The 7,432-nt window shown below is 61.6% G+C and carries 7 protein-coding genes; 3 read left to right on the forward strand and 4 right to left on the reverse strand.

Annotated features, from left to right (window positions below):
• Positions 1–53: 53 nt before the first annotated feature.
• From ACS3WA_RS12400 to pcsA, 3 genes are all read right to left on the reverse strand, one after another.
• Positions 54–1,031 (reverse strand): quinone oxidoreductase family protein, encoded by a 978-nt coding sequence (locus tag ACS3WA_RS12400; protein WP_438278815.1) that lies wholly within the window; start codon positions 1,029–1,031, stop codon positions 54–56.
• Between the two features lie 80 nt (positions 1,032–1,111).
• Positions 1,112–1,837, reverse strand: a complete 726-nt coding sequence (locus ACS3WA_RS12405; protein ID WP_438278816.1) for a TerC family protein — start codon at positions 1,835–1,837, stop codon at positions 1,112–1,114.
• The gene (gene pcsA / locus ACS3WA_RS12410) at positions 1,834–2,565 is read right to left on the reverse strand and encodes a phosphatidylcholine synthase (protein WP_438278817.1); all 732 of its coding nucleotides are present in this window, start codon (positions 2,563–2,565) and stop codon (positions 1,834–1,836) included. Before pcsA ends, ACS3WA_RS12405 begins: the two co-directional genes overlap by 4 nt.
• Positions 2,566–2,715: 150 nt before the next feature.
• Here pcsA and ACS3WA_RS12415 point away from each other — a divergent pair, with 150 nt between their 5' ends.
• Positions 2,716–3,942 carry a UbiH/UbiF family hydroxylase gene (locus ACS3WA_RS12415; RefSeq protein ID WP_438278818.1) on the forward strand — a complete coding sequence of 409 codons (1,227 nt, stop codon included), beginning with the start codon at positions 2,716–2,718 and terminating at the stop codon, positions 3,940–3,942.
• 120 nt (positions 3,943–4,062) lie between these two features.
• Entirely contained in the window at positions 4,063–4,395 is a 333-nt protein-coding gene (gene hspQ / locus ACS3WA_RS12420) for a heat shock protein HspQ (protein WP_438278819.1), read from the forward strand.
• 284 nt (positions 4,396–4,679) lie between these two features.
• On the opposite strand, the gene ACS3WA_RS12425 is transcribed toward hspQ, so the two are convergent.
• Positions 4,680–5,420: an invasion associated locus B family protein gene (locus ACS3WA_RS12425; RefSeq protein WP_438278820.1), complete on the reverse strand. Its 741-nt coding sequence runs from the start codon at positions 5,418–5,420 to the stop codon at positions 4,680–4,682.
• 325 nt (positions 5,421–5,745) lie between these two features.
• Between ACS3WA_RS12425 and ACS3WA_RS12430 the strand changes: the two genes are divergently transcribed.
• The coding region (locus ACS3WA_RS12430; protein ID WP_438278827.1) for an extracellular solute-binding protein at positions 5,746–7,432 on the forward strand (1,687 nt) is incomplete at its 3' end.

Here is a 7,432-nt window from a genome sequence, read left to right on the forward strand (position 1 = left end):
TCAGGCTCGCCTCGCGAAAAATTCTGTTCGCGTGCATTCCGCCCGGCAGCCGGCTACTGCGGCTTGAGGATCGCGGCTCCCGTCGTCTGGCGACCTTCAAGATCGGCGTGCGCCTTCGCAGCGTCTTTCAAGGCGTAAGCGCGGTTGATCGGGACGTGAAGCGTTCCGTTGATCACGGCGGCAAACAGCGTATCGGCGCCTTCCAGCAGGTCTCTGCGCGTCGCCACGTAGTCGTTCAGTTTCGGCCGCGTCGCGAACAGCGACCCGTGATTGTTAAGTTCAGTCAGCGCGAACGGCGGCACCGGCCCCGAGGCGTTGCCGAAGCTGACGAACAGGCCGCGCGGTCGGAGGCAAGACAAAGAGCCTGGAAACGTGGTCTTGCCAACGCCGTCATAAACCACGTCGCAGAGTTCGTTGCGGCTGATCTGCTTCACGCGCGCGACGAAATCCTCTTCCTTGTAAAGGATGACGTGATCGCAACCGTTGGCGAGAGCGAGGTCAGCCTTGGCTTGCGATCCGACCGTGCCGATGACGTTCGCACCGAGCGCCTTCGCCCACTGACAGGCGAGAAGCCCGATCCCGCCTGCCGCCGCGTGAATCAGCACGCGATGACCGTGCTCGACCTTGAAGGTCTTGTGCAGGAGATACCACACCGTCAATCCCTTGAGCATGAGCACCGCGCCCTGCTCGTAGGTGATGTGGTCCGGAAGCTTCACCAGTCTGTCGGCCGGAATGTTTCGCTCGGTCGCGTAACCGCCGAGATTGAAATAGTAAGCGACGCGGTCGCCGGGATGGAAGTCGGTGACGCCCGGCCCGACTGCCACGACTTCGCCGGCGGCTTCGTTGCCGATGACGAACGGTTTGGACGGCGCCTTGTAGAGGCCGGTGCGATAATAGACGTCGATGAAGTTCAGGCCGACAGCATGTTGCAGAATGCGAACCTCGCCCTGCCCCGGCGCGGGTGGGTCCACTGCTTCATAGACGAGCGCCTCGGGGCCGCCCACCTGATGAACGCGCACTGCCCTGGCCATCGGTCTCTCCCTGCCACTCCCGCGCTACCGTGAGCGAAAGGCATTGAGCTTGCGTTGTCAACATGACCGCTGGAAAAAACTCAGCGGCCAGGCTTGTTGCGGTTGCGCCTGGCGAGCACGTTGAACAGTTCGACCGCCGCCGAGAACGCCATCGCAAAGTAGATGTAAGCGCGCGGGATATGGAAATGGAATCCGTCCGCGACGAGCGCGACCCCGATCAGTACAAGAAACGTCAGCGCCAGCATCTTGGTCGTCGGATGCTCGGCGACGAACCGCGCCACCGGTCCCGACGATACATACATGACGAAACATGCGATGATGACGGCAGCGATCATGATCTCGAGATCCTTGGCCATGCCGATCGCCGTGATGATCGAGTCGAGCGAGAACACCATGTCAACGATGATGATCTGCACGATGATCCAGAAAAATGCGCTCGATTTCGAAACTCCCCGTTCCTCGGGTTCGCGCGCTTCCACCTCGCCGTGGATCTCGTGCGTCGCCTTGGCGATCAGGAACAGGCCGCCGCCAATCAGGATGACGTCGCGCCAGGAAAAGGCGAATTCCTTTACCGTGAAAACCGGCGTTGTCAGGCCGATCAGCCAAACCAGAATGCTCAGCAGAAGAATGCGGAAGACCAGCGCCAGCGCCAGGCCGATCTGGCGCGCCCGCTTCGCTTGCGGTGGCGGAATACGAGACACGATCACCGACAGGAAAATGACGTTGTCGATGCCCAGCACGATCTCCAATACCGTCAGCGTCAACAGCGCGGCCCATGCTTCCGGGCTGGTCAGCAGTTCGATCATCGGTTTTCTGGCCTCAGGACACGGATCACGGCATCGCCGCAGACGACGTAAAGCGCAATGGCGCACAGCGTTGCGGTGACCGGCGTCGCCACATCGAAATCCTTCGCAACGGTCACGATCGCCAGCGCCGCCCATACAGCGATCAGCGAGAGGTTGAGGCCGCGCAGCCGCTTCACCCGCACAGGGTGCAACACCTTGACGGGCACGAACGTCAAAACGATGAGCGCTGCGATGGCCAGCGTTGATATCGCCGGGGATGGATGCAGCAGGAACAGGTAGAACGCGGCTGCATTCCACAGCGCCGGAAAGCCGCGAAAGTGATTGTCATCCGTCTTCATCCGGCGGTCGGCGAAATAAAGCGCACCGCTGATGACGATACCCACGCCCAGCAACGGCGCTGCGACCGGCAGCAGCAGCCCGCTCGCAATAACAGCATAGGCGGGAACGAACACGTAGGTCACAAAATCGACCACGAGGTCCAGCACCTCGCCCGACCAGTTCGGCTGCACGACTTCGACGTTCAGCCGCCGCGCGATCGGCCCGTCCAGGCCGTCGATCACGAGCGCGAGGCCAAGCCAGGCGAACATGGCCGCCCAGTGCTCCCGCACTCCTTCAAGCAGCGCAAGCAGCGCAACGCCGGCCCCGCTTGCCGTAAAAACATGCACGAACAACGCGGCCGTACGCGACGTTCCGGGGTCGGGAGGATCTTGCCGGCTTGACTGGCTCATTGACCCATCTTGCTATCAGGAATTGCGCCGGTTTGCATAACGGGTCTTGCGGCGTTACGCCGCTTGAATGATTGGGAACATGACCGACCAGCGTTAACAATGTTCGCCGGCGGGCTTGAAAATGTCGCCCCGAATGCCGATTGTCGATTGATGAACGAAAGCACGAAGACGGATACCGTTTACGACGTCGCGGTGGTCGGCGGCGGGCCCGCCGGTCTGGCGGCGGCGATCGCGCTATCCGATGCGGGCGCCCGCACGGCGCTGATCGCCCGGCGTGTGACTTATGGCGATAACCGGACAACGGCGCTGCTTGGTGGCTCGGTTGATTTCTTGCGGCAGCTTGACGTGTGGGCTCGTTGCGAGGCGGACGCTGCGGCTCTCCGTGTCATGCGGCTCGTCGACGATACCGGACGTCTTATCCGCGCTCCGGAGGTACGTTTTTCGGCCGAAGAGATCGGACTCGATGCATTCGGCTACAACATCGAAAACCGCGCACTGATGGCCGCCATGGAGGCGCGCGCCGCGGAAGCCGGCAACCTCACGCGGATCGACGGTGAAGCGGAGCATGTGATACCGGACGATGCCGCGGTCACCATCACGACGCGGCAGGGAGAGACGCTGATCGCACATCTCGTCGTCGGAGCCGACGGGCGTCAGTCGCTTTGCCGCAAAGCCGCCGGCATCGACGTCACGCGCCGCCCACTCGATCAGGCTGCATTGACGTTCAACATCGCTCATGCCCGGCCCCACAAGAATATCTCGACCGAATTTCACACACCGCATGGTCCCTGCGTTTTTGTGCCGTTGCCGGGGGACCGTTCCAGCGTGGTATGGGTCGCCTCTCCCAAGGAGGCAGCGCGGCTCAAGGAGCTTAGTGATGATGACCTGGCCGAGACCGCCGAACGGCAATTGCATTCGATCCTGGGACAGCTCCGTGTCGAACCGGGCCGAAATCTGTTTCCCCTCGCGATAGAGCGACCTGCGCGCTTCGCAGGCGACCGCATCGTGCTGGTCGGCGAATCCGCCCATGTTCTGCCACCGTTCGGCGCCCAGGGCCTGAACATGGGTCTGCGCGATGCTGCTGACATCGCAACGGTCGTCCGTGACGCACTATCGTCCGGAGAGGACCCCGGATCGCCTCGCACCCTCGCGCGGTTCGAAACGGCGCGGCGCAGCGACGTGCTGAGTCGGACGTTGGCGATCGACCTCGCCAACCGGTCGCTGCTGAGCGAGTTTCTTCCGATTCAGACCGCGCGCGCGCTCGGGCTGCACCTGATCAGCGGGATCGGCCCGCTTCGACGTCTTGCCATGCGCGAGGGTCTCTCGCCATCGTGGCGGCGACCTCCCTACAGGGAAACGCGGTCCGGCCGGCCTTGAATAGCGGCGTTGATGGTCCGTGCGGATTACTGACGCGAAACGTCCCTCACCCCGAACGGGGAACCCCGATTCTGCCGCTTACCTCTAGCTTCGGCCTTAATCCTGGTCTATTCGACGAGGATGGGAAAAGCGCGCATCGCCAGGTTTCAGATCGGCCAGATCGTTCGCCACCGGGTTTTTTCGTTCCGGGGCGTGATTTTCGATATCGATCCCGTCTTCGACAACACCGAGGAATGGTGGCTCTCGATCCCGGAGGATGTCCGGCCGCACAAGGACCAGCCGTTCTACCATCTGCTCGCCGAAAACGCGGATTCCGAATACGTGGCCTACGTGTCCGAGCAGAACCTGTTGCCGGACGATTCCGGCAAGCCGATCCGGCATTCGCAGGTGGCGGAGATTTTCGTCAAGGATAAATCCGGCAGCTATCGTCCGCGCAATCCGTCGTTCAACTGAAGCTATAGCGTTTTCAAGCGAAGTGGCTACCGGTTCGCGTAAAGAAAACGCGTCAAATCAAAAACATGGAGCTCCGCTTCTGATTCCATCAGAAGCGGAAGGGCTCTAGGTTTTTCATCCGTTACGGATCGATAAAAAAGGCGCTCCATCGAGCGCCTTTTCCGTTTGCCTTCCGAAGAGTGCTGGAGTCTGTTTTCAACTGCGTTGAATCAGACTCGTCGCTTATTTTTTTGTTTGAGCATGATCTTTTCCGAAAGCCAGTTTTCCACTTTCGGGATCATGCTCTATTGCTTGGCGGCAGGGGCTGAACCCGCATTCTGCTGGGTAGCCTCGAGCTTCGCGCGCGCTTCAGCGGCCCGCTTTTGCAGTTCTTCCTGCAGCTTCTTTTGGGTCTCCTCGAACACCTTCGGATCGGTCGGCGGGCCGTCATAAGCCTTGGCGAATTCTGCCAGAGGCAACGGCAGCGTCAGCGGTGCGCCGTTGGAGTTGATCGCCTGAACGATCAGGTTCTGCCCCTTCTTGAGGTTCGCGAGCATGTCCGCGGTCAGTTCGTAATCGGACATGCAGCCGTTGGCGAAGCAGATAACGTAAGGGCTTTGCTGCGGCGGATTGTTGTCGATGATGATGCGTGTTCCGTGGACGAGTTGCATGCCGAGCGGCAGCGTGACGCGAAGTATTTTCTTCGGCTCGCCTTCGGGCTCGATGATGACCGCCGCGATCACAGGCTGGCCGGACTCGATCCGCCCGTCCTTGCCGGTGAAGCAGACCTGCTTGGCCTTGGCGTCCTGGCCCTTCAGGCAGAACTTGGTCCAAGGCGCGTAAATCAGTTGCACCTGCTGGTCGGCCGGGGCTGCGGCCGGAGCCTGGGCTGCCTTTGGCGGAGCGGCCGTCTTGCCCTTGGCGGCGGGAGCATTCTGGGCGAGAGCATCAGACATAAAAGGTACAGCCGCCAGCGTCGCCGCGGCCAACAGGGCGAAGGCCCGTTCGCGCGGCCGGGCCGTCGCAGCCAAGAGACGAAAATTCATTGCGGAAAACCCTTTCTGAACGATGGCGCCCGAACGCCGCGACGCAGGCACCGACACCCCGACCGTTGGCGGCTGTCTCTTAGCGAAATGAGGCGGTTACGTGACAGATGGCCCTATCACGTTCAATTGCCCGCGTTCAATACAGGGACCATCGAAAACAGCAATGGTAACAGATGTTTTTGGTCTTTTCCGTGCCCGGCGACGCCTGTGGTAGGATTCGGCTGTGCGCCAGGCCGAATCAAACCGGACCCTACGACTGAAACCGATGGCGCGCCGCCGCGACCTGATCGGGCTGTGCATGAGCCTCATGGTCGCGCTTGGCGCCATGGGATGGTCAGAAAGCGTTTCGGCAAGTCCGAGTTACGCCATCGCGATGCACGGCAAACCGGCCTTGCCGGCCGATTTCAGCCAGATGCCTTACGCAAACCCGGACGCGCCGAAGGGTGGCCGGCTGGTGCAGGGCGTTCCAGGCAGCTTCGACAGCCTCAATCCGTTCATCGTCAAGGGCCTCGCTTTCCAACAAATACGCGGATTCGTGGTCGAGAGCCTGATGGCGAGAGGCAACGACGAACCCTTCACGCTTTACGGCCTCCTGGCGGACAGCATCGACACGGACGAGGCACGAACCTACGCCACCTTCCACCTCAACCCGCTGGCGCGTTTTTCCGACGGACAACCCGTCCGTGCCGAGGATGTGCTGTTTTCCTGGCAACTCCTGCGCGACAAAGGACGTCCCAACCATCGCCAGTATTATTCGAAGGTCGCAAAGGCCGAGGCGCTCGACGAGCGCACGGTGCGCTTCGATTTCGGCGGAACCGGAGATCGCGAACTGCCGCTGATTCTCGGTCTGATGCCGATCTTGCCGAAACACGCGATCGACGCCGCGACGTTCGAGCAGACCTCGATGACCGCGCCGCTGGGTTCCGGGCCGTATCGCGTAACCGCGGTGAAGCCCGGGGCGAGTGTCACGCTGACGCGCAATCCGGACTATTGGGGGCGTGACCTACCGGTCAATCGCGGCCTGTGGAATTTCGGGGAGATCAGGTTCGACTTCTATCGCGAAGCCAATAGTCAGTTCGAAGCCTTCAAACGCGGATTGTACGATTTTCGCGTCGAGACCGAACCGCTGCGCTGGCATGACGGATACGATTTTCCCGCCGCCCGCAACGGTCAGCTTGTTCGCGAGGCCATCAAGACCGGCCTGCCCGCGCCGACGGAATATCTGGTCTTCAATACGCGGCGTCCGGTGTTCTCCGACATCCGTGTCCGCCAAGCGCTGACGCTGCTGTTCGATTTCGAGTGGATCAATCGCAACTATTTCTTCGGGCTTTACAGCCGCGCCGGCGGCTTCTTCGCGGGATCGGAACTGTCAGCCTATGCGCGCCCCGCCGATGAACGGGAACGCTCGCTGCTGAAGCCGTTCGGCTCGGCCGTGCGGCAGGATATCCTCGACGGCAGCTATCGTCTGCCGGTGACGGACGGTTCGGGCCGCGATCGCAAGGCGCTGCGCGCCGCTCTCGCCCTGCTGTCGCAAGCCGGTTACGAGCTTGACGGGACGGTTCTGCGCGACCGCTCGACAGGGGTGCCCCTCGCCTTCGAGATCCTGGTGACGACGCGCGACCAGGAACGAATCGCGCTCACCTATGCGCGCGATCTCAAGCGGGCCGGGATTGAAGTCACCGTGCGTTCGGTCGATGCCGTCCAGTTCGACCAGCGGCGGCTCGCTTTCGATTTCGACATGATCCAGAACCGCTGGGATCAATCGTTGTCGCCGGGCAATGAGCAGTCGTTTTACTGGGGCAGCGAGGCCGCCGACATCCAGGGAACGCGAAATTACATGGGCGCGAAAAATCCGGCGGTCGATGCCATGATCGCCGCCCTGCTTGAGGCCCGGAGCCGGTCCGATTTCGTGGATGCGGTTCGCGCGCTCGACCGGGCCCTGATGTCCGGCTTCTACGTAATTCCGGTCTACAACGTCCAAGAGCAATGGATTGCACGCTGGAATCGGATAG

The organism is Nitrobacter sp. (assembly GCF_051535235.1).
Lineage (GTDB): Bacteria > Pseudomonadota > Alphaproteobacteria > Rhizobiales > Xanthobacteraceae > Nitrobacter.